Genomic DNA, 21,790 nt, shown 5'->3' with positions numbered 1-21,790 from the left:
TGTGTCATAAGACGCGCGAAGAACGCGTTATCAAGGGACATGGCATTTGATGAAGATCCTCTTCCTTGAGGATGACGAAGAACTTGGGCGGCATGTCCAAAAGGCGCTGGAAGCGGCCGGCCACGTGATCGACAGCTGCTCTACCGGTGCCGACGCGCTGTTCCTGGCGATGAGCAATCCCTACGACGTGCTGGTGCTGGATCGCATGGTCCCCGGCGTCGATGGGCTCAGCGTGATGAAGGCGCTGCGCGTTGCTGGTAATCGCACGCCGGTCCTGCTGCTGACGGCGATGGACGGGGTGGAAGATCGCGTCGAAGGACTGGAAGCGGGCGCAGACGACTATCTGGTGAAGCCTTTCGCCGTTACCGAACTGCTCGCCCGGCTCAACGCATTGATGCGCCGTCCGCCGATACCGGACGCGGCGCCGGTGCTGAAAGTCGCCGATCTGGAGATCGACCTCATCCGCCGCACGGTCATGCGTGCGGGTCAGCGGATCGACTTGCAGGCGCAGGAATTCAAGTTGCTGGAATACCTGGTGCGCCATGCCGGCGAACTGGTGACGCGCACCATGCTGCTGGAAAACGTCTGGTCTTTCCATTTCGATCCGCGCAGCAACATCATCGAAAGCCACATGAGCCGCCTTCGCACCAAGGTCGATCGCGGGTTCGATCGCGAGTTGATCCAGACCGTCCGGGGATCGGGATATCGCATCGATGGCGGCTGAACCGCTGCGCCGCAGCGTCCTGAAAAGCGGCACGTTCCGCTTCGCGCTGCTGTTCGCCGCCATTTTTGCCGTCGGTTCATTGTTGGTGCTGATCACCGTGCAGCAGCAGATCGAGAGCTATGCGACCGCCGCAACCGAAGGCAGTCTGCGAAACGAAGCGAGGATTCTCGCCGCAGAATACGATGCTCTGGGCATCACCGGCCTTGTCGATGCGATCGCCCGCCATTCCCATACCGGCAAAGACCCGCAATTCCGCTATCGATTAGTCGACGGCTCCGGCCGATTGATAGCGGGCGATCTGCCCCCGACGGTCAGGCTCGACGGTCTCGGCACCCTGCAAGTGCGCGAAGTGGATGTCGCCGTGCGCGGCGAAGCGATGGAGACTTTCAGGACACTGGGCACGCCCCTGCCGCAAGACCTCCACCTCGTCATCGGCACCGATACCTTCGACGTGCGCGCGCTGATGGAACGGCTGCGCACCTTCACGCTGGCCTGCGGGCTGGGCATCACGCTGTTCGCGCTGGTGGGCGGCTATTTCGTTGGCAGTCTGTTTGTACGCCGGCTTCACAGCGTGAACACATCGGTAAATCGCATCATGTCCGGCGCGCTGGACGAGCGGCTTCCGGCCATCGGCATGGGGCCGGAGTTCAACGAACTCTCTCACAATCTCAATCACATGTTGGATCGTATGCAGGGCCTCATGGAAGGATTGCGACAAGTGTCGACAGACATTGCCCATGACCTTCGGACGCCCCTCACCCGCCTGCGCCAGCGACTGGAGGTGCTGCGCGGCCAAAAGACCGTCGATGCCTACGACGCGGGCATAGACGCCGCGCTGGAACAGACCGACGAAATCCTGGCGATCTTCAGGGCACTGCTGCGCATCGGATCGCTCGAAAGCGGCGCGGGGCGTGGCCGTCTGACTGCGGTCGATCTCAGCGAGATCGTCGAGCGTGTCAGCGCCGCCTACGAACCCGTGGTCGAAGACGCCGGCAAGCGCCTGCGCGTGCTGATCGAACCCGGCCTGCACGTGCTCGGCGATGGCGAGCTGCTGGCGCAAATGTTCACCAACCTGGTGGAAAATGCCCTGATCCACACGCCCCGGGGAACGACCCTGACAATGGCTGTGTTCCGATCGTCCGGCGCGATTATTGCCGAGGTGGCGGACGACGGGCCGGGCATTCCCAAAGACGAGCGAGAAAAGGTGCTGGTCCGTTTCTACCGCCTCGATGCCAGCCGCAGCACGCCCGGCTCCGGCCTCGGCCTTTCGCTGGTGCATGCGATCGCGACTTTGCATGCGGCGGAACTCATGCTGGAGGACAACAATCCTGGCTTGCGGATACACTTCCGTTTTCCGGAGAAGGACTCCGCGGGATAAACCGCAAGGCTTGGCCTTTACACCCTGATGCTTTGGAAGCGGGTTTCGCCCCTATCGCTTCCGATCCCGAGCGACAGGAGCACAGGGACAAGAACCCTCCCAACACCCCATCGTCGCGCGGACAATCTGCAATCGTTTGAATTGCAAATGCGTCGCAACTTCATTAATGCGCCGCCTCGAGGGTTGTAACAGGGATTCACATGTCAGACTTTTCCGGGGGTCGTCGCGCCCCTTCGATCACGCTTGCCTGTCTTCTGGCGCTTGGCGTCGCATTTCCACACACTGCACAGGCCGAAACCGCCGATGGCGCGCCGGAGGAGGTTAAATCCTCCGAAATCACCGTGCTGGGACAGCGCAGCGAGGACTACAAGGTGGAGCAATTGACCACCGCCACGCGCACCGGAACCGATATCATGAGCGTGCCGCAGTCGATCCAGTTCGTTCCGCGCGATGTGATCGACGATCAGCAGATCCTCGATCTCACCAGCGCGCTGCGTAATGTCAGCGGCATTCAGGCCGCCACAAATGCGGGCAATCGTTCCGAAAGCTTCACGATCCGCGGTTTCCGTTCATCCTACTACGCGGTGGACAGCATCATGCTGAGCCCCGCGATCGAGACCAACGACGGCTATCGGGACATGGCCAATATCGAACGCATCGAAGTGCTGAAAGGCCCCGCGTCGGTGCTCTATGGGCGCGGCGATCCGGGCGGGCTGATTAACATCGTCACAAAGCAGCCGCGTTTCGAGCGCGGCATGAACTTCTCCGTCCAGGCTGGCAGCAACAACTTCGCACGCGGCCAGATCGACGTTACCGGTCCGGTCGACGCCGCCAAGACTCTGGCGGTGCGTTTCATCGCAGCGGCCCAGACCGGCGACACTTTCCGTGACATCTTCCAACCGTTCCGCCGCCAGTTCCTTTCCGGTTCCGTGCTTTGGGAGCCGGACGACAGGACGCGGGTGATCGCCAGCCTCACCTACGCCCACCAGCAAAGCCAGTCCGACCGCGGCATCGTGGCGACGCCGGATGCGGACGGCAAGCTTGTGGTCAACCTTCCTCGCGACCGCTTCCTGGGCGAACGCTGGGCGACGCTGGAATCCGAACGCTACGAATTCAACTATCGCATCGAGCGCGACCTGACCGACTGGCTGACCGTGCGCCAGATCGGCCATTACGATGAAGGCAAACTGGATATTCTGGGCATCAACAACGGTACCAGTGTCATCACCAATGCCACGACCGGCGCACGCACGATCACGCGCACGGCGACCATGCAGGACGAGAACAACCACAACTGGGACTTCCAGGCCGACATGGTTGCCCGGTTCGGCACCGGCGGCATCGACCACACCTTGGTCTTCGGCGGCGAATACGTGAAGTCCTACCGCTTCCGCACGTTCGCACGGGCCAGCCTGAAGGCCATCGACATCGACAACCCGGTCTACGGCGCCACGCCGGGGACCTGGGTTCCCGCCGCCGACCGTGAAGTGCGTGCCAAGTCCTGGTCAGCCTATCTGCAGGATCAGATCGACATCGGCGAAAGCGTCAACCTTCTGGCCGGCGTGCGGTTCGACCATGCGCAGCAATCCGACTTCGGTTCCACCCAGTACGCTTCGGACGACAAGGCTTGGTCGCCGCGCGTCGGGGTGGTCTACAAGCCGGCGCAGAACGTATCGCTATTCGCCGACTACACCCGCTCGTTCCAATCGAAACCCGAACCCACTATCGACGGCAAGCCGATCGATCCCGAAAAGGGCAAGCAGTATGAAGCCGGCGTGAAGGCAGAGCTGTTCGGCGGGCGTCTTGGGGCGACGGCAGCCATCTACCAGCTCACCCGTTCGAACGTGACGCAGCAGGACCCCAACAACGTAGGCTACAACATCAACGCTGGTGTGCAGCGGTCGCGCGGCGTGGAACTGGACGTTTCCGGATCGATCAGCCCAGCGATCAAGATCATCGCCAGCGGCGCCTATACCGATGCAACGGTCCGCGACTCCACCGACTACGCCAAGGGCAACTATCTGATCGGCGTGCCCAAATGGAGCGGCAGCCTGTGGGTTACTTGGGAGCCCACCGATGGCGCGCTGCGCAATTTCGGCCTTGGCGGCGGTGTCTTTGCCGCCAGCAATCGGCAGGGCGATCTGGAGAACAGCTTCACCGTGGGCGGATACACGCGTCTGGACAGCACCGTGTGGTACAAGATCGCGGACAAGGTGCGCCTCTCGCTCAACGTCAAGAACATCACCAACGAGTACTATATCGAATCCACGGTATCGCGCTCTCAGATCACGCCTGCGGAAGGGCGCAGCTTCCTTGTCGGCCTGAGCGGGAACTTCTGATCATGCGCGCGACAATCCTGGCCGCGCTGGCGCTGGCGGGCGCAGCAATGCCCGCCAGCGCCCCGGCGGCGGAAACCGGCCGCGTCCTTTTCCTGATGCGGGCCGACCCGCCGGGCGGCTCCGCCGATCCGCAAGTAAAGGCGCGGCTTGAACAACTGGGATATGGTGTAACAGTCAGTGACGGGCTGACCGCCCTGCCCGATCCGTGCGGGTTCGATCTGGTGGTCATGTCATCCACGGTGCGGTCCAACCAGTTCACTGCCGAGCGGACGAGCATTGCGCGGCTGCGCGACATGGGCGTGCCGCTCGTCACTTGGGAAAACGACCTGCTGGACGATTTATGGATGACCGGCCTGCGCCGCGACAGCGACTTCGGCGAGTTGGAAACCGGGCACTACATCTGGCTGGTACGCGCGCCGCATCCCATGGCGGCGGGGGTGCCCGCCGGTCTCGGCACCTGGACTGAAGCGCGGACGCCTGCCGGCTGGGGCAAACCGGGGCTTGGCGCCGACATCATCATGACCTGGCCCGGCGAGCCCGACAAGGCCACGCTGTTCGGCTACGAAGCCGGCGCGACGATGGACCACGACCATCTCGCCCCGGCCCGGCGCGTCTTCATCGGCATGGAGAACAACAGCTTTACCCGCATGACCGATACCGGTCGCAAGCTGTTCGACGCCGCGATCGCCTGGGCCCGCGCGGGGCACAAGAGTTGCCGCGCGAAAAAATGACCGCGTCGCAGTAGCCCCCATCGTCGGGGGAATTAAAAAGCCCAACGCAGACATGGCCGGTGGAATGCCGCCGACCATGTCCATTCCATGGGATCAGAAGCTGGTCGAAAGGCTGAGCTTCACCGTGGCCGGCAGGCCCTGTGCCAGCAGGCTCGATCCGGTCGATGCCCAGTACCGCTTGCCGGTGACGTTCTCGCCATAGACGCGCACCGTGGTTTTCGCACCGGCCAGATCGAAAGCGTAGCTGGCGCCTAGGTCGAACGTCTCGTAACCGGGGACGAAGGCCTGGTTCAGCGCATTCACCGCGCGCCGTCCGACGTGGAACATGCCGGCCGAAACGCGCAGTCCCTCGATCGCCGCCACCCGATATTCGGCGAAGATCGAGCCGGAAAACTTGGACACGTTCTCGATCAGCTTGCCCACCACGGTGGCATTACCGGATTGCTGTTTGGCATCCAGAGTCATCGCGCTGGCCGAGAGGGACAGGCGCGGAAGGACTTCGCCAACCACGCTGAATTCCGCGCCCTGATACACCGCCTCCGCATCCTGCACGTAGTAGTTCGCGCTGTTGAGGTAGGCGGAAGGCCGCTTGATATGGAAATAGGCCGCCGTGATCAGCACGCCGCGCAGCGGCTCGATCTTCACGCCCGCCTCTTTCTGCTTGCTGACGGCGGCGGGCAGGATTTCCCCAGCGTTATTGGCGATCTGCTGTGCGATGGGGCCCGGCTCAAGCCCTTCGATGTAATTGGCGTAGAGGTTCGCCCAAACGACCGGCTTCACCATCACTCCATAAGACCATGTGCCCGGCTTGATCTTGTACGAAGACGTCAGGCTGACATCCTTGTAATCGGTCTTGCGGTAGCCGACCGTCGCCTGAAGCCACTCGCCCAGCGACGCCCGATCGAAGATGTAGACGCCCAGATCCTCCACTCGCGACGGGTTCGGGATGATGCGCGGCGGCACGGGCTGCTGCGGAATGAGCACCGGATCGTAGAGGTTTTGCGCGAAGGTATAGCGCACCGCGGTCGGCACATTGCTGTCGCGCGTATAGTACGAGACGCCCAGCATCAGGTTGTGCTGGACCGGGCCGGTCATGAAAGAGCCCGACAGATCGCCGCGATAGATGTTGTTCTTGTAATCGTTGCCAGCGGTCATGGCGACGGTGAGCTTGCCGTCACCCGTGACAAGGTCGTAGCCACTGAACGAGGAATAGTCCCGGCTGCGCGTCAGATAGGATTGGCCCACTGCGAGAGCGAGGCGCCAGTTGGCGGCAAAATCGTAGTTCACACGCGCCAGCAGGTTGGTCGAGCGGCCACGCCCCTGCATCCACGCCGCGCCCAGGTTCTTCGACGAAGGCTGCAACGGCGGCAGTGCGATCACGCCGTTCACCGCTGCAGGCAGGCTGAACTCGGTCGGTTCGGTTACGTTCTTGGCGTTGTATTCGGCGTCCAGCAGCACTTCCAGCCCATCGAGCGGCCGCCAGTCGAATGCGCCGGAAATGAAGCGCCGCGCGCCATACGTCCGATCGATACCGGTTTCGACGGTGGAAGCGCCCGCGTTCACGCGCAGCCCGGCATTGCCGAAACTGCGGCCGACATCGAAGCTGGCGCCTATCGATCCGTTGCTGTCACCCTGGAAATCGACGCGGCTGATCGGGCTTTCGGTGGGGCGCTCGGTCACGAGGTTGATGATGCCGGACGGGGTGGCGAAGCCGTAGTAAAGGCCGGCCGCACCCTTCAGCACTTCCACACGATCCTTGCTCTCGATCGGCTGCTCGATCAGGTTGACGATCGGCAGCACGCCGTTCCAGCGCACGTTGGTGAAGTTGTTGAGCGTAATGCCCCGGATCGCCAGATTGCTGTAGATCGCGCTGTTGATCTGCGCCTGCGTCACGCCCGGCGTGTTGCGAACGGCATCGATGACCGAACGCGCCTGCTGTGCTTCCAGCAAGTCCTTGGTCATCACCGCGATCGTCAGCGGCGTATCGCGCAGCCGCGCGTCACGGAACGTGCCTGCCTGCACATAGTCGGCACTGAAGGAATCGCGCCGGTCCGCCGTGACCACGATATCCTCGGCCGCAGCCTTGGCGGGATCGTTGGCGCTTTCGGCGAATGCGGAAGTGGGTACCACTCCCGCCGCAAGTGCCAGAAGCGACGCTGCGGCAATGACGGAACTTGCGTGCGGTGCCCTGAACTTCTGCAATGTAACCCCCTGTGTAGTCGCGCGGCCCAGATACGCTACTGCGGTTCATTTGCAATAGCAGCCGGATCGAGCGGCCTTAGCCGGGGGAACATGATCTCAAGGTGATTTAAACATTGGGAATAATCAATCTTTGACCGCTCACTCGCCAATTACTATAGAACTTGTACTTTCACTCCATTACTTGTTAATCAATGATAAATATCGCACCGATATTATGTAAAATTCCTAATACTGGACGCATTTGAGCGGAGCCCAAGAAAATTTATGCGTAAATTGCGCATGAAATTCGGCTAACATTATTATGGAAATCCGGCAATATTAATAACACCCCGTCGATCGAGCCGCAGAAGCAAGGGTTTTCCGCATCTGCACAAAGGTCAGCGGTGAATTTTGGTCACCCCATCCCGATAGTGCCTTGCCACAGCTCAGAAATCGGCGACATAGCTTTCGTTCCAAGTGCGCCAGCATGGCCCTCGCCCCCCGGTGACACGGTTAGCCCGTGAAGTGTTCGATCTGCTCGATCAGCGTTTCTGGAATTTCGTCAGGAATGAAGTGACCGCTCTCGACTTTCACTACAACGGCTCCAGGCGCTTTGGTTGCAAGGACGCCTTTCAACCAAGCATAGCCGGGACCGCCAAGCGCTAGCACCGGCATGGTGAGCGGCGCATTGCTGTCGTCGTCGATGATGTCCTGCGGAAACGCCTGATACCATCCATCGCCCGCTCGGATAGCATCGCGTGAACTGTACGCTGCGGCATAGACATCGCGATCGAGTGCGTCGATCGAAGCCTCGTCCCTGGTCAAATAGTGGAAAAACCAGTCCTGTTCCATCCGGATGCGGCCATCGGCCGCCATCTTCTCGTGCAACTCCGGAACCTGATGATAGGCAAACCACCAAACATAGGCGTGAGAGCCATCACCCACCTTGTCGCCGAAAGTTCCTGGCGCCGGCAGCATGGGCCATGTTGCAAGGCCCGCGTCTGGCGGGGCCACGTCGAGCAACACCAGCTTGTCGGTCAGATCAGGATGATTGGCCGCAAAACTATAGGCGACCATCGAACCGATATCGTGCCCGACAATGTCGACCCGGCCCAGCCCAAGCTGGCGAACCAGACCAGCAATGTCGGCTGCCATGGTCTTTTTGTCGTAGCCTCCAATGGGCTTCCCCGAAGCGCCCATTCCCCGCAGATCGACTGCGATCACCCGCCGATTGCGTGCAAGTTGCGGCATGATCTTGTGGTAGGACCACCAGGTCTGCGGCCACCCCGGCAGGAGGATCAGCGGCGGCTTTTCGCTGTCGGACCTACCGCCCTCAATGTAGTGGAGGCGCACACCCTCGACGTCGATGAAGCCCTGACGAAATCCCGGCAGACGCGCGAGTAGCGCCTCATCAGATGTCGCCAGCACTACGCCTTTGTCGGCAGTTCGTGCCAGAGTCTCGTCAGCGACCATCAGAGGGCACGCCGAGAGAGCCATGAGGGCTATCCTCCATGCAAAGTTCCGGATCATTTCAAGTTGTTCCCCGCTTAAGTGCCAAGGCACCTGAGGGGACCGGAATAGCGCCGTGCAATCATCGCCGATGCCAGACGCAAGGTCGGCAGCCTCGTCCGTGCGGCTACCCCGCTCATTCCTGCGTATGATGTGCCTTTAGCCTTCCCCCTCGCACCCCATGCGGACAGGCGCGAACGCCGTCGAGTGATCGGATATGGCCTCGACGAGGCTTGAATGCAGGCGCGAGCGTCGCGTCCGAAGCGGCTCTGCTATGGCCGCACGAGACGCAGGACCTCGCCCCATCCTCCTCAGATGTTACCCAAAGCATACGCAGGGATGATTTCCGATCGTGCGGACTTCGGCGAAATCCAGCGAACGGCAAGCCCGAGGCGGGCAATTGACCATCATTTCATTCGATTTTTTCGAAATAATGATGCGATTTTATCCAGCTTTCCCGAAAGACTGATTTTCACCAGAAGTCATCCCAGCAGGCGACGACAAACTTCCCCCCGCCCCAATTGCCTTACCCCGAAATCTGAAGGAACTTCCCATGGCCTACGTAACCACCAAGGACGGCACCCAAATCTTCTACAAGGACTGGGGCTCGAAGGATGCCCAGCCGATCGTCTTCCATCATGGCTGGCCGCTCTCGTCGGACGACTGGGATGCGCAGATGCTGTTCTTCCTCTCCAAGGGCTACCGGGTCGTCGCCCATGACCGCCGTGGCCACGGTCGCTCCGAACAAGTGAGCGAGGGTCATGACATGGATCACTACGCCGCCGATGCCGCTGCGGTGATGGAACACCTCGACCTCAAGAACGCCGTCCACATCGGCCACTCGACCGGCGGCGGTGAAGTGGCAGCCTATGTCGCCCGCTACGGCATCCCGCAGGGCCGCGTTGCCAAGGCCGTGCTGGTCAGCGCCGTGCCGCCGATCATGCTGAAGACCGATCGCTATCCCGGCGGCCTGCCGATCGAAGTGTTCGACGGTCTGCGCGCCGGCCTTGCCGCCAACCGTTCGCAGTTCTTCCGCGATGTCGCCGCTGGACCGTTCTACGGCTTCAACCGCGAAGGCGCCAATGTGCTGCCCGCCGTGATCGACAACTGGTGGCGCCAGGGCATGACCGGTAGCGCCAAGGCCCATTACGAAGGCATCAAAGCCTTCTCGGAAACCGACCAGACCGACGATCTGAAGGCGATCACCGTCCCCACCCTCGTCCTCCACGGCGATGACGATCAAGTCGTCCCTTACAAGAACGCCGGCGTGCTCCAGGCCGAAATCCTGCCGAACGCCACGCTGAAGATCTACGAAGGCTTCTCCCACGGCATGCTGACCGTGAACGCAGACACCATCAATCCCGACCTGCTCGCCTTCGTGCAGGCCTGAACCCTTACCCCCGGTGAGCCGAACGGCTTGCCGGGGGTAATAGCAGATACTCGCCGCTGTTCCTTTGGGCCTTGCACGTCTAAGGTCGGGCCATTGGCCAACCCTGAACTCCCGAGAGACGCAGCGATGATCCGAGTACTGGTGGTCGACGATCACCCCGTCGTTTGCGAAGGCCTGAGCGCTATCATCGAGAACGAGGAGGACCTCACGATCGCCGGCACAGCCGGCGACGGTGTCGAAGCCATCCATCAGTTCGCCTTGCTTCGCCCCGATGTAACGCTGATGGACATGCAAATGCCCAGAGCGAGTGGCGCCGAGGCGATCGCGACGATTCTGGCGGACGAGCCCTCGGCCAGGATCATCGTGCTATCGACTTATGCGGGCGACGCATCGGCGACGCGCGCACTCAAGATTGGCGCCGCCGGCTACATGCTGAAGAGCAACGTCCGCAAGGTCATTGCCCAGGCGATCCGCGATGTTCACGCGGGCAAGCGCTACATCGATGCTGAGGTTGCCACGGAAATCGCCAGCCACATCGGCGAACGGCCGCTGACATCGCGCGAAACCCAGGTTCTCGCGGAAGCGGCCAGAGGCAACAGCAATCGCGAGATTGCGCGTATTCTCGGCATTTCCGAGGAAACAGTGAAGGACTACTTCAAGAATGCCTTTGTGAAGCTGAACGTCTCGGATCGCACACACGCGGTCATGGAGGCCTTACGACGCGGTATCCTGACGATCTGAGTGGCCAGGCAGCCATCCCGCAAGCCGGATCAGAAAACCGGGGCGATCCAGATAGGCTCTACGCCCCGGCACCCGCACTCGCACCCGAGTCCCCTTCCCAACTCGGGGCTCGATCGTCAGCTTTGCGCCAATGCTTTCGGCGCGCTTGCGCATTCCGATAAGCCCATAGCCGGATGCGCCATCGTCGCCGTTTTCGAAGCCCGAGCCGTCGTCGGCAACAACAAGCTCGAGCGCGCGGGCGCCGAACTCGATCGTAACTAGCACGCACTGGGCCTTGGCGTGGCGGGCCGCATTGAACAGCGCCTCCGCCACGATTTCCCGAACCTCGCGCGCAACCATGGCCTCGACCGGAAGCGGACTTCCATTGACTGAGACGGAGCGTTGCACATCGAATGCAAACGGCATCTCCATCAGGACCTGTTGCAACATGCTCCGCAGATCCTCCGGCCTGTCTTCCACATGCATGTTGCGGACACGAAGCTTGCCTTCCGCTATGAGTGCGTCGGCCCTGTCCAGGCTTTCTTCCAATGCCTGCCGGTTGGGATCCGGACTCTGCATCCGGGACGTGATCGACTGAATGCGCAGCACCAGTCCCTGCATTCCCTGCAACAGGGTGTCGTGGATGTCGCGCGCAATGCGTTCGCGCTCGTTCGCACGTTCGGCCGCCTGACTGCGCAGTCGCCGCGCGATTTGCGCGACACGCCAGCGCAAGGTCATCCAGATGCCGAACGACAAGGCCAGCACCGCCGCAGCCTTGAACCACCAAGTCTGCCAAAACTGCGGTGCCACATCGATTTCGATCGCGTTGCCCTTGCGGTTCCAGACGCCGTGCGAGTTGGCCCCGATCACCTCAAGCCGGTAATGCCCCGGCGGCAGATACGTGAATATCGCAGTGCGCTGCTCACTGGCATCGACCCAGTCGGTATCCATGCCTTTCAGCCGATAGCGCAGCCGGGTGGCCATCGGGTTGTCGAAGTCGATAACCGCAAGCTGGATGCGCAGCCGTGCAACGCCGGGTGGCAACCGGACCCTTGACGCCACCGGCAATTCACGCTCATCGGCTTCAATGCCGGTCACGAGAACCGGAGGCGGCGGTCCATCGGTTGGAGCGGTCGCAGGATCGAACACCGCAATCCCGTTGCTCGTCGATGCCCATATCCGTCCGCCGCGATCGGCCGACAGACCCGACATGTTCGCGTAAGTGGGCGGGCCAGGCACGCCGTCGGCAGCCCGGAAAATGCGCACATCAGGCTGGAAATCCGCATCGATGAATGCACGGTCGAGATCGGCCGTGCGCAACCGCACGATCCCGCTGCTCGTCTGCAGCCATGTCTCGCCGCGCGGGGTCTGCACGATACCGGCTACGAAGTTGAGCCAGGGAAACCGCACGCTCGATATGACCTTGACCGACTGTCCATCGAACCGGCCGAGGCCCCGGTCACCGCCCAGCAGGATCGCATTTCCGCTGCGGTACTGCGCTTCGATGAAACCGAGCGTGTTATCGGCCTGGCGCCACACGATCCGGGACTGGACGCCATCAGTAAGCCACAAGTTCCCGTTGCCGACATAGGCCAAGACCCAACCATCGCGCCAGGTGGCATAGGTTCCGATCGAATAGCCCGAATCCTCGCCAAGCGGCACGGGAGCCTTCACGTCCGGCCCCAGGAGCGCCAATCCGCGATCCGCCGCCGCCCACAGACGCCCTCGCTCGTCTTCGATGCACCCGTTGATGCCGAGCTCTTTCGCCAAGCTTTGGCCTTTCCGACCCAGGCGCATCGACGCTGGCTGAGTTCCGCCAAGGCGGGTAAAACTGTCTGCCCCGTCGAAAATCCATACGCCACCCGATCGGGCAGCGCACGGCGCCGCGCCATCCGGGCGCCTTCCGGGCCAGGACGTGAGGCCAGTGCCCCCCTCTGCCCGAAACAGTCGATCCTGGCGCCAAGCCCAGACCTGGCCGCGCCCATCGGCGGTCGCGAATGCGGGAGACCGGTTCTCAACCGTATTGTTGGCACCCGCTAGGACCGGGGCGAAAGAACCACGATTGAAGCGTTCGAGCCCTTGGCTCGTCCCGATCCAGAGCGCTCCCTCGCGATCGACCATCGAGGGCAACGCACTCAGCGGCAATACCGATGCAGTCAGAGCATAGCCACTGGGCCATGCGGCGATCCGAACCGCGTGCCCGGCCTCGTGGATCGCATAACGCTCCAGCACGTTGTCGCCCTGAACGATCCAGAAATGGGTGGCATCCTCGAAGATGACTGGGGCATCGCCCTTGCGAGTGAAACCGGTGATCGCTGGTTTCGCGGCGCCTGCCCCGCCGGGAGACGACAACTCGCTCAGGCGGTTCTTTCCAACCAGCCAGACACGGCCGTCCGGACTGCCAGTGAGACTGGACGATCCGATGCCGCTCGCGACGACGCGCCAATTCCGGTTCTGTGCTGAGACCGCGATGAGTTGGTCCCCAACGATCAGCCACAGCGTGCCCTCGCCATCGACCGCGCTGCCGTAGAACAAATACGACTTGAATTCAGTCCACGGCACCCATTTGCGACCGATAAGACGTGCCACGGAGACCTGACGGCTGTCGCTACCTACGGCCCATTCCGCCCCTGCCCGATTTGTCGGAAAGGCCCAGACCGTGCTCATCTTAAGCCCAGTCAGCGGCCTGTGCCGTCCCGCGCGCACAAGGGACAGGCCGCCGTAGTCGTGCCCCACCCAAAGGTCCCCATCCCTGGTCGCCAGCAAAGCAGCGATCGTATCGGCCTGGATAGGTTTTGCGCTCGAAGGTGCGACGCGGGTGAAACTGCGGCCGTCGTACCTATAGAGGCCATCGCTGGCTCCGATCCACACGATCCCGTCGGGGGTCTGCGCGAGGGCCCGAACCCCGGAAGGAGCACCCTGCCTTGGCCCCGAAAAATTGCGCTGCCAGCCTTGAATCTCAAGCGTGGATGTCGGCTCGGTTCCAGCCGCTGAAATGCCGCTTGTGCCGCACAGAAGGCAGGGCACGCAAAGAAGGACAAGCCGAGGCAGAAGTCCCCGCACGCTGGACCGGAGCGAACCCGCTCCCTCCGGCCCTTGCACCGTCTTCAACACCTGCCGGTTCTCCTTACCCCGCACAGCGATCCAGCACGGCGCAATCTCCGTTAGCATCGCGCCGCGCCTTGCGCACCCGTGCGCCCCTATAGACCGGAAGCCATTCGCCGCTGCTCTCGGACGCGGGCTTATTCACACCCGCGTATAATTGCCGGCACCCGAACGTTCTCTCTAAGTGAAGCACGATCGGAAGGCTTTCAATGAACGGTACACCACCCCTACAGCCGCCATGCGTGGCGATCGTCGACGACGAGGAATGCATCCGCACCGCCCTCGCCGGACTGCTACGGTCGATCGACGTAAGTTCGCAGCTATTCGAAGACGGCGCCAGCTTGCTCGAATGCGATGTAGGCCGGTTCGTGCTTGTTCTGAGCGATGTTCAAATGCCGGGGCTCTCCGGAATTGAGCTGCTCGACCGCCTCCACGCCGCAACTCCGGATGTTCCGGTAGCCCTGATGACGGCCTTCCCCGATGCCGAATGGCGCCAGCGCGCCCAGGAAAGGGGCGCATACCGCTTCCTCACCAAGCCACTCGATGCCGATGCCGTCATAGCCATGATCGAAGGGCTGCTGGAATACCGGGACAGGAACCCATCCGCCTAGCGCGGCGGGCGCTTAATCGGGAATACCGAACCATGGTCACGCCCTTCGCGGACAGAACGAGAGTTTCACTGGCAGCCCTGACGGCAGCCGCCGTTTTCGTCATCGATACGTTCACCCGCCTTCAGAGCGCGGTCGCCGTGCTCTATGCGCTGGTACTGCTCGTCGCTGACGATGGGACGTCACGCTCCCGCCCTGCCCGCTGGGCCTTTCCCTGCGCCGCCCTCGCCGTCATCAGTTTTCTGATCAATCACGGCGATCGGGCTGACACCGATGAGGTGCTGCGTCTTGTGGCAAGCCTTGCCGCAGTCACCATCGCCGCCCTGCTCCTTACTCGAAACGGGCATTTGCGCGAGCAGGTTCGGGCCAGCGACGCCCGGTACGAAACAATCTTCAACTCACTGGCTCTGGCCATCTGGGAACATGATTTCACGCAGGTCGCGGCCGAATTGACCGCCCTCAGGACAAGTGGCGTGAAAGACCTGGAAGCCCATCTCCGGGCCAACCCGCTCTATGTCGCCCACTTGTGCAGTCTCGTGAAGATCACCCATGCCAACGACGCGGCCATGCGCCTTATGGGCATGACCAACGGGACGAGATTCTTTCGGCGCCTGTCCGACTTCCTGCCCGAGGAGGACTCCAGTTTCGTGGAAGGCCTGCTTGCCCTCAATCGGGGTAGCGCAATATTCGAAACCGAATGCCAGGTCCGCACTGCCCAGGGCGACCTCATACCCATCTTCATCGCGATGCGTCTGCCGACCGATGGAAGGGGGTATGATCGCGTCTGTGGCAGCGTACTCGATCTCACCGAACGCAAGCGCATGGAAAAGAATCTCGACGCCGCCCGGCTTGAGCGCGACGAGGCACTGCACCGCGCGATCATCGGCGGCCTGTCCACGTCGATCTCGCACGAAGTGAGCCAGCCCCTGTCGTCGATCAACGCGTATCTTGCCGCGGCGCGCCGATGGCTCGACAGACGCCCGCCGGATGTGGCCGAGGCACGCAAGGTAATCGCGCAGGCCGAACACGCCGGCGAGGAGGCCGCTCAGGTCATCGCGCAGGTCCATGACGTGGTGGAACAGGGGCGTCTGGAGCGGTCGCTCGTATCTTTCGATCCCCTTGTCCGCCAGGTGATCGAGGCGATCCAGTCACGGCAGCCGATCGCCTCGCTTGGCGTAAAGACGGCCGCTGAGGGCGGCTACGTGTTAGGCGAAATCCATTTGCTGGAACGGCTCGTGGCCAGCCTGATCGGCGGCGCGCTGAGTGCCTCTCCCGGACTTGATGACCAAACGACGATCAACATCACCACGTCTGCCGATGGCTCCTATGTGCGGCTCAACATCACGGGCAGCGGCAGCTGCGATCGTGCCGCGCCCGGATTGGCGGATCCGCAGCCTGCCCACTTCTCGGCAGGCGGCATGGGGCTCTGCCGCGCTATCGCGCAGTTTCATGGCGGTTCCATCCGGGTAAACGGCGACCGCACTGACGCGGGCATGGATATCGAGCTGGAACTTCCTCGCGCTTGTAACGGGGAATGAACCGTCGCCAAGATGATCACACACAAGGGTGCTTTCGATCATCCCTGCGTATAAAAGCTTTTCACGAAGCGATGACATAAGCCCGTCCGATCCCACGCCCAACGCCAACGGCGGCACGGAGATTTCATGTCCCCCAAGAAACCGGTTCCTCCCGGCCCAGTCCTTTTCATCGGCGGAGTCGCCGCGCTGCTCGTGCTTGCCTTCCTCTGGGCGGCCGGATGGATTGGCCCCAAGCGCATCAACGGCGGCGACGTGACTCGCGCACTCGAATACAATACAGGGAAGAAGCAGCCCGGATTTCGGCGCGCACATGCCAAAGGTATTTGTCTTTCGGGCAATTTCGCCGCGAACGGGGCGGGAAGTGAGATTTCGACCGCGAAGGCTTTCGAGCCCGGGACCTATCCCGTCATCGGCCGCTTCTCGGTTGCGGGCGGCAATCCCCTCGCCACGGACGGCCGCAACGTGTTCCATTCGATGGCGCTGCTCCTGAAGACGCCCGACGGGCAGCAATGGCGCATGGCGATGGACCACACCCCCATCTTCCCCGTTCCGAGCGCGGCAGGTTTCATTGCCCTGCAACACGCCACGCGGCCCGACCCGGCGACAGGCAAGCCCGATCCGGCCAAAATGAAGGCCCTGATCGCCGAATATCCTTCGGTAAAGGCCTTTCAAGACTATCTGGCCAAGGCGGTGCTGCCCAGCAGCCTGGCCAATGCCACCTACTATTCGATCAACGCTTTCACCATGACCGACAGCGCGGGCCGGACCCGCTTCGTGCGCTGGCAGTTCGAGCCGGAAGCAGCGCTCACCGGGCTCGACAAAGCTCATCTCGACCAATTACCGCGTGATGCCCTGTTCCAAGAGATGATCGCGCGGACGGCCAAGGGGCCTTCACGCTGGCACCTGATCCTGACGATCGCGAACCCCGGCGATGAGACCGACAACGCCACCGTCGCCTGGACCGGCCCGCATCGCAGCATCGACGCCGGCGTTCTCACGGTGGACAAGGTCATGCCCGAGGAAGTCGGCGCCTGCCGCGATCTCAACTTTGATCCAACGATCCTGCCCTCCGGCATCGGCCTGTCCGACGACCCGCTGCTGGCGGCGCGATCGAAGGTCTATTCCTCTTCCTTCCAGCGCCGCGCCGGGGAAGGACCGCATCCAAGCGCGATCGGCAGCGATCTAGCTGGCAAGGAGCCTGCGCGATGAACCGCCCTCCCCATGACTTCCACCCGCTGCTGCGCGGGGTTCACTGGCTTATGGCGGCCATGGTCCTCACCATGCTGTTCATCGGTGTCGGCATGGTCTCCACCACCGGGCCGGCCTATCTTACCCTGCTGGAACTTCACCGGCCGGTCGGCATCGCCATCCTGGTTTTGGTCCTTTTGCGTCTCCCCCTGCGCCTTGCCACGAGATCGCCGCCGCTGCCCCGGGACCTGCCGCCCGCACAAGTGCTGGCGGCGAAGGGATCGCACGTGTTGCTCTATGCGAGCATGGCGGCCATGCCGCTGATCGGATGGGCCATGCTCTCCGCCGGTGGCTATCCGGTGGAAGTGATTTCCGGCCTGACGCTTCCACCCATCGTGCCCCACAATCTGCGGCTCTATGCAGTGCTGCGGCAGGCCCACACGGTGATCGCGGTGATGTTCTTCGCCCTGATCCTCGCCCATCTCTGCGCTGCGCTGTTTCACGGCCTGATCCGCAAGGACGGCGTGCTGCGCAGCATGACGGTTGGAACTGCCCGCAGCGCACCGGAACCGCCGCAAAGCGATGGCGCAATCTCGGACGCCGAAGTATATGCGCGTGCCGATGATCCGGACGTACCGGAAGTTTCGACATCGCTACCCGTCTCTACATCGCTACCCAGGGCGGAAGAATGAATTCGGTACCCGAGGTTCAAGAATCCGATCCCGGTACCCAGGCTCACCGCTATCACCGTATCTTCGAAGCCACGGTCGTCGCGTTCTGGGAAATCGATCTGGCGGACATGCAGGCCATGCTGGCCGAGAGATGCCGGGAGAGCGGACTGAAGCCGGCCGATTACGTTCGGGCCAATCCCGCGTTCATCCGCCAATCGATCGACAGCTGCCGCGTACTCGATCTCAACACCCGGGCGCAGGTGCTGTTCGGCGTCGACCGTGACACCGCGCTGGCGACGCCATTCGGACATTGGTGCCCGCCGCAGGCGGAAGCGATGCTCCTCGACAATCTGGTGGCCTATCTCAGCGGCGAACCGGGCTACGAGGGCGAGGCGCTGATGGCCCGTGCCGACGGCTCGCTGTTCCCCGTCCATGTCAGCACGGCGTTTCCCCAGGAACCGGTATCTCCGCCGGCCGGCACGTTCGCCATCATGGACATCAGCGATCGTATCGAGCGCGAGGAAGCACTGGCCCGCCTCAACACCGACCTGATCCGCGCAGCCCGCGTCGCCACTTTGGGCGAACTGGCGGCTTCCATCGCCCACGAAGTCAACCAGCCGCTGACCGCGCTCGTCGCCAATGGGAATGCGGCACTGCGCTGGCTCAGGCGGCCGACACCGGACCTGCAGGAAGCGATCGATGCCATCTCGCGCATCGTCGAGGACGGGACCCGCGCCAGCGAAGTACTCGCCCGCACCCGCCGCATGGCGACGAAGGGAGACGGCGACCGCGCGCCTCACGACTTCGCGACGATCGTCGACGAAGCCCTGGCGATAACACGCTGGCAGCTGGCAAGCCTCGGCGCGGAAGTCGATCTGGCCGTAGCCCCGGATGTAGGCACTATTTTGGTCGACAAGGTGCAGATCCAGCAGGTGCTCATCAACCTGCTGGTCAATGCCGCCCAGGCAATGGTCGGTATCGCCGCGCCGCGCCGCATCGGCATTTCCGCCCATCTGGAAGGTGCATTCGTCAGGGTTCAGGTCGACGATAACGGCCCCGGCATTCCGGAAACCGTGGGCCAGCAGATCTTCAACGCCTTCTACACGACCAAGCCCGACGGGATGGGCATGGGGCTCTCGGTAACGCGCACGATCGTCGAGGGACATGGCGGCTCCATCCGGGCGGATCTTGCGGCGGGAGGAGGTGCCAGCTTCCACTTCACCTTGCCGCGCGCGGATTAATCACGGTTCGGAATAAGAGACCTGCAGGATCGCAGGAGCATCGCTTGCGGTTAGTCGGTCATACCCGGGCATAATCGACAGGCCACGAATCATCCGCTTTTACGGGTCCATGCGCACCGATCACCGGCGCGCTTGGAATTCCAGGGAGCCGAGTTCCCGGGAACGGGAAGATCATGCCCAATTCTGTCATTGCGCTTGCCGAAGCCCCAGCCAGCCGCTGGACCGCTGTATGCACCATTGCTCTTGGCACTTTCGTGATGGTGACGAGCGAGTTCCTGCCGGTCGGCCTGCTCGGATCGATAGCGCGCGACCTCGGCGCTTCGGAAGGTCGGACGGGGCTGCTGTTATCAGTCCCCGGCCTTGTCGCGGCGATCAGCGCGCCTGCCTTTGCCATCTGTGCCAGCCGTCTGGACCGGCGAATGGTGCTGTCGGGCCTGACCTTGAGCATTGCGCTCTCAGATCTTGCGGTCGCCCATTCCCCTTACTTGTGGATGGCTCTGGCCGGACGCGTGCTGCTGGGCTTGGCCTTGGGCGGCGTGTGGACTTTCGCCGCGGCGATCGGCCGCAGACTGGTGCGGCAACACGACGGCGACCGCGCTGCCGCCATCATCGTGGCCGGCATATCCATCGGCACCGTGCTCGGCGTGCCGCTTGGCACGCTAGCCGGCAACCTCGTGGGCTGGCGCGCCGCTTTCGACTGCGTGGGCCTTCTTGCCCTGATAGCATTTGCGGCACAGGCCGCGATCATTCCGCCGCTGGAGGCCAGTGAGCGTCTGGATGTGAAGGCCATGGCAGCGGTGCTGCACGTCCCCGCCATCCGCACCGGCTTTCTCGCTACGGCATTCGTCGTTGCCGGTCACTTCAGCGCCTATGCCTATCTGGGGCCGTTCCTGACAGCACGAGGGATTTCGGGACCGGCCATGGCGTGGCTGCTGGCAGGCTATGGCCTGGCCGGACTGGTCGGCGTCTGGCTGGGAACATGGGCGAGCAGTGCAAGCCCGCGCTGGGCGCTTTCGGGAGTCATTCTGGTCATCGGCCTTGCCATCGCCATCGCCTTGTTGGCCAGACTGCATCCGGTCTTGTCGGGCGCCGCCATCCTGGCCTGGGGCGCCGCCTTTGGCGCGCTGCCACTATGCCTCCAGCTCTGGACACTTCGCGCCGCACCGCAAAGCTTTGAGGCAAGCTCGGCACTCACAAACACGGTGTTCCAGTCTTCCGTGGCGCTCGGCGCCCTCATCGGCGGGTTGATCGTCGACCACGCGGGAGTGGGGAGAGCCTGGATGATCGGCAGTACGCTCGCCCTGACAGGGGCCCTGGTGGCATCATGCAAACCGCAGCGCCGGTGATCCTCCATCGACGTCTTGCTCATCTGCAAGAACGATCGGGATATCTACCGTAAACGTGCATCCCGGACCGGCATTATTGCAGGCGGCGATCGTGCCGCCGTGCGCCTCGACGATCCCTTTGGAAACGGACAGGCCCATTCCCATGCCATCCGTCTTGGTGGTGAAGAACGCCTCGAACAATCTGGCGGCGCTGGCGGCATCCAGCCCCGGCCCGCTATCGATCACGCGAACGATTGCGCGCCTGCCTTCGGCCCGGAAATGAACTTCCACCCTCCCGTCCCCGCAGGTGGCGCTGGTCATGGCCTGCGCAGCGTTGACGATCAAGTTGATGATGACCTGTTGCAGTTGCACCCGATCGCCAAGAATCCGGACCGAGGTATCGCAGCCATGCATCGTGCAGGATGCGCCCAAGAGACCGATCTGACGCCGCGTGATCTCGATCGCTTCCTCCAGCGTCGGCTTCAGTTCGAAGACGCTGTGCTCGCCGCTGCCTTTCATGGCCATGGCGCGGGTACGCGCGATAATCCTGGATGCGCGCTCTCCCTCAAGGATCATGTGCCCGATCGCCGCGCGCGCTTCGTCAAGGTCGGCCACCGGCCTGTTCAGCCAGCGCAATGCGGCATTGCCGTTGGCCATGATCGCGCTGAGCGGCTGATTGATTTCGTGGGTGATCGATGCAGCCAGTTCTCCGAGGATCGAGACGCGTCCGGCATGGGCAAGATCGAGCTGCGCGCGGGCAAGCGCCTTTTCCCGGGCGATCCGTTCGCTGATATCGACGAGGCCGACCACGACGAAGACCTGCTCATCCGGCCGTTTCGGATAGGCGGCGCTCAGGATGACATCCAGGTCGGATCCGTCTTTGCAGCGGATTACCGTTTCCGCCTCGTGGCTGACCTTGAGTGAGATGTAATCCAGAAAGACACGGTTCCACACCGCCATCGTCTCGTCCGGACACCAGAGGCCCAGCGGCCTGCCCACGGCCTCGGTCGGAACCACGCCGAGCATCTGGCATGCCTTTTCGTTGAGGCCGACGATCGGCGTATTATCGAGCACGTGCCGGACGACCGTTATGTCAGCGGCGATGTGAGTGGCGATATCGCCTACCTCTCTCTCCAGTTCCG

At 62.6% G+C, this 21,790-nt stretch carries 16 protein-coding genes; 12 read left to right on the top strand and 4 right to left on the bottom strand.

Features of this window, described 5'->3' with window-relative positions; all coding sequences use genetic code 11:
• Nucleotides 1–49 precede the first annotated feature (49 nt).
• The 4 genes from WBP07_RS30305 to WBP07_RS30290 all read left to right on the top strand — a co-directional run bounded on the left by WBP07_RS30305 (nt 50) and on the right by WBP07_RS30290 (nt 5,172).
• Nucleotides 50–724, top strand: a complete 675-nt coding sequence (locus WBP07_RS30305; RefSeq protein WP_395396944.1) for a winged helix-turn-helix domain-containing protein — start codon at nt 50–52, stop codon at nt 722–724.
• A complete protein-coding gene (locus WBP07_RS30300; protein ID WP_395396943.1) occupies nt 714–2,102 on the top strand; it encodes an ATP-binding protein in 1,389 nt (462 codons plus the stop codon). Before WBP07_RS30305 ends, WBP07_RS30300 begins: the two co-directional genes overlap by 11 nt.
• A 200-nt stretch (nt 2,103–2,302) precedes the next feature.
• Nucleotides 2,303–4,441 (top strand): TonB-dependent siderophore receptor, encoded by a 2,139-nt coding sequence (locus WBP07_RS30295; protein ID WP_395396942.1) that lies wholly within the window; start codon nt 2,303–2,305, stop codon nt 4,439–4,441.
• Between the two features lie 2 nt (nt 4,442–4,443).
• The gene (locus tag WBP07_RS30290; protein WP_395396941.1) at nt 4,444–5,172 is read left to right on the top strand and encodes a hypothetical protein; all 729 of its coding nucleotides are present in this window, start codon (nt 4,444–4,446) and stop codon (nt 5,170–5,172) included.
• 93 nt (nt 5,173–5,265) lie between these two features.
• Here the strand turns inward: WBP07_RS30290 and WBP07_RS30285 are convergent, their stop codons facing one another.
• Both WBP07_RS30285 and WBP07_RS30280 read right to left on the bottom strand, forming a co-directional pair.
• Nucleotides 5,266–7,302: a TonB-dependent siderophore receptor gene (locus WBP07_RS30285; RefSeq protein WP_395396940.1), complete on the bottom strand. Its 2,037-nt coding sequence runs from the start codon at nt 7,300–7,302 to the stop codon at nt 5,266–5,268.
• Between the two features lie 564 nt (nt 7,303–7,866).
• A complete protein-coding gene (locus WBP07_RS30280; protein WP_395396939.1) occupies nt 7,867–8,826 on the bottom strand; it encodes an alpha/beta hydrolase in 960 nt (319 codons plus the stop codon).
• 589 nt (nt 8,827–9,415) lie between these two features.
• Between WBP07_RS30280 and WBP07_RS30275 the strand changes: the two genes are divergently transcribed.
• Together WBP07_RS30275 and WBP07_RS30270 are read left to right on the top strand one after the other, a co-directional pair.
• Nucleotides 9,416–10,252 (top strand): alpha/beta fold hydrolase, encoded by an 837-nt coding sequence (locus WBP07_RS30275; RefSeq protein WP_395396938.1) that lies wholly within the window; start codon nt 9,416–9,418, stop codon nt 10,250–10,252.
• A gap of 126 nt (nt 10,253–10,378) precedes the next feature.
• Nucleotides 10,379–10,993, top strand: coding sequence for a response regulator (locus WBP07_RS30270; protein ID WP_395396937.1), 615 nt, complete (start codon nt 10,379–10,381; stop codon nt 10,991–10,993).
• Here the strand turns inward: WBP07_RS30270 and WBP07_RS30265 are convergent.
• Nucleotides 10,967–13,093 carry a triple tyrosine motif-containing protein gene (locus WBP07_RS30265; protein ID WP_395396936.1) on the bottom strand — a complete coding sequence of 709 codons (2,127 nt, stop codon included), beginning with the start codon at nt 13,091–13,093 and terminating at the stop codon, nt 10,967–10,969. The genes WBP07_RS30270 and WBP07_RS30265 overlap by 27 nt on opposite strands.
• 1,226 nt (nt 13,094–14,319) lie before the next feature.
• Here WBP07_RS30265 and WBP07_RS30260 point away from each other — a divergent pair.
• From WBP07_RS30260 to WBP07_RS30235, 6 genes are all read left to right on the top strand, one after another.
• Nucleotides 14,320–14,688, top strand: a complete 369-nt coding sequence (locus tag WBP07_RS30260) for a response regulator (RefSeq protein ID WP_395396935.1) — start codon at nt 14,320–14,322, stop codon at nt 14,686–14,688.
• Nucleotides 14,689–14,720: 32 nt separating this feature from the next.
• Nucleotides 14,721–16,223, top strand: a complete 1,503-nt coding sequence (locus WBP07_RS30255; protein ID WP_395396934.1) for a PAS domain S-box protein — start codon at nt 14,721–14,723, stop codon at nt 16,221–16,223.
• Between the two features lie 126 nt (nt 16,224–16,349).
• Nucleotides 16,350–17,432 (top strand): catalase family peroxidase, encoded by a 1,083-nt coding sequence (locus tag WBP07_RS30250; RefSeq protein ID WP_395396933.1) that lies wholly within the window; start codon nt 16,350–16,352, stop codon nt 17,430–17,432.
• The gene (locus WBP07_RS30245) at nt 17,429–18,103 is read left to right on the top strand and encodes a cytochrome b (RefSeq protein WP_395396932.1); all 675 of its coding nucleotides are present in this window, start codon (nt 17,429–17,431) and stop codon (nt 18,101–18,103) included. Before WBP07_RS30250 ends, WBP07_RS30245 begins: the two co-directional genes overlap by 4 nt.
• Nucleotides 18,100–19,323, top strand: coding sequence for an ATP-binding protein (locus WBP07_RS30240; RefSeq protein ID WP_395396931.1), 1,224 nt, complete (start codon nt 18,100–18,102; stop codon nt 19,321–19,323). Before WBP07_RS30245 ends, WBP07_RS30240 begins: the two co-directional genes overlap by 4 nt.
• A 173-nt stretch (nt 19,324–19,496) precedes the next feature.
• Entirely contained in the window at nt 19,497–20,669 is a 1,173-nt protein-coding gene (locus WBP07_RS30235; protein WP_395396930.1) for an MFS transporter, read from the top strand.
• Here WBP07_RS30235 and WBP07_RS30230 read toward each other — a convergent pair.
• A complete protein-coding gene (locus WBP07_RS30230) occupies nt 20,646–21,722 on the bottom strand; it encodes an ATP-binding protein (protein WP_395398281.1) in 1,077 nt (358 codons plus the stop codon). The genes WBP07_RS30235 and WBP07_RS30230 overlap by 24 nt on opposite strands.
• Between the last annotated feature and the right edge of the window lie 68 nt (nt 21,723–21,790).

The organism is Novosphingobium oxfordense (assembly GCF_044029435.1).
Taxonomy (GTDB): Bacteria; Pseudomonadota; Alphaproteobacteria; order Sphingomonadales; family Sphingomonadaceae; genus Novosphingobium.
The sequence above is the reverse complement of the archived record's forward strand: the minus strand, read 5'-3'. Positions and strand labels throughout refer to the sequence as shown.